Genomic DNA, 1,811 nt, shown 5'->3' with positions numbered 1-1,811 from the left:
TTGGTGTTATGGGCGGCTAAGCCGTGGCGAGCCCGAGTGCGATCAACGCCGATCTGATGTTGTTGGCCAATGCCAGCGCGGAGGCTGCATCCGTTGCGGCAGCTCCCAGCGCCGATGGGGCAACTGGATTTGCTCCGTTGAATCCGATCTTGCCGTCACGGGTCATCTGAATCATGTGCTTCACGAGCACACCCGCGTCGGTGTACGAACTGATGGCGAAGTTGGACCCCGCATTGCTACCGGACTCTGCGTCCGCTGTCACCCGTTCCGTCCATCGGGTGAGGCCTGCCGTTTGGTACTGATGTAGGCGCGTTGAGCCCGCAGCGCCGTTGATGTCGAACCCTGCGACGGTTCCCGTGCCAGCGTTCGATCCAGCCACAGCGCCCGCCGAATATCGTTGCGAGGCCGTCCAGATGTGGATACCCGAGTGGTTGATACCGGTGCCGTTGTCGTGAGTCAGGGTGGCGGACTGCCTCGACCCCTGCTCTCGGTTGTTCGAGACGTATGCGTTGGGGGACCCCGAGGTGTACCAGGGGTAGTTCATGTACGGGGTGGCCCGGTCGTCCACCATCGTGTTTCCCATGATCGACAGACGCTCCGTGGTGGCCTGAGCGCCGTTGAGAACGGTGACGCCGAAGTTCTGGTCGAGGTCGTTCGTGGCGATGACGGTCGTCCCGTCAGCCAAGTACTGGGTTCCAGGCCTGACGATCAGGTTGTTGGTGACCGACACGACCTTCGCCCCTGCCACCATGATCCCCCCACGGGCGCAGTCGACCAGTGTGTTTCCCGAGATCGAGATGTTGCGGGCCCAGAAGTCAGGTGCAACGCGGTTGGTGTCCGGGAAGCCACCGATCCAGATGCCCACGCCGACCAGGTTGCTCGGTGTGTCCGAGTCGCCTCGCTGTACTGACACCACCGTATTGCCAGTGATGGAACCGTTCTCCGGTGCCATGTCCGCATGGATGCCGCCGCGCCCCGCCCGTTTGACGACGTTCCCGGCGACGATGAAATTCTTCGGGCCACAGTCGGTCGGCACTCCGGTGACATTGAAGCCGGATACCCAGATCCCGTAGTAGGCGCACCCGTCGACGTAGTTTCCGACAGCCACCACAGATGTGCAGCCTCGCGAGAGAGAGAACCCGTTGTCGCTGCCCCGCTCGGACACCGAGTTGGTGACCACCGCCGATTCGCACCAGGTCCAGCCCCAGTCCATCGTGTTGTACGAGCGGGAGAGATCGACGCGGGCAACACCTCGGACGCCGGAGAACAGCATCGGCAGGCCATGTGATCCGATGACCTCGACGCGGTCGACGGTGATGTTTCGGACCACTGTCGAGACACTCGGGGCGAGGTCGCCCGATACCTGCAATGCCGAGTTAAAGCCGTTGCTGGTGAAGGTCCGCGACCGGCGAGGGTTGGGGGCGTCGTCTACGGCAGTGCCGAGGAATGTGAGGTCGGAGACGGTCAGATTCGAGACGTTCGCGGTATGCCCGATGACCCGGTTCATCGGCGTGGACTCACCGAACACCTTGATCACGGACTTACCCATGCCTGCGCCGAACAAGCGGATGTTGTCGCCGTTGACGTTGATCATTGTGCGGACGCGGTAAGTCCCTGCCGGGAAGTAGACGGCCGCTCCGAGCGTTTTGGCGGCGGTGATCGCGAGGTTGATCTTCGGGCCGTCGTCGGCCACGCCATCTGCGACCGCGCCGAATTGCTGCGGAGTGACGTGGGAGACGTAGGCGAGGTCACCGATGCTGCGGATCTCGTTCTGGTACAGCACGGGCACGTCATCGACGGGGGCATAACGA

General features: G+C 62.8%; 1 protein-coding gene. It reads right to left on the bottom strand.

All coding sequences use genetic code 11. The features are described from left to right. Nucleotides 1-16 precede the first annotated feature (16 nt). Nucleotides 17-1,811, bottom strand: a 1,795-nt coding sequence (locus tag CH276_RS02815) for a glycosyl hydrolase family 28-related protein (protein ID WP_217901374.1), incomplete at its 5' end; no start/stop codon positions are given.

This window comes from Rhodococcus sp. 06-470-2 (assembly GCF_002258235.1).
Classification (GTDB): domain Bacteria; phylum Actinomycetota; class Actinomycetes; order Mycobacteriales; family Mycobacteriaceae; genus Rhodococcoides.
The sequence above is the reverse complement of the archived record's forward strand: the minus strand, read 5'-3'. Positions and strand labels throughout refer to the sequence as shown.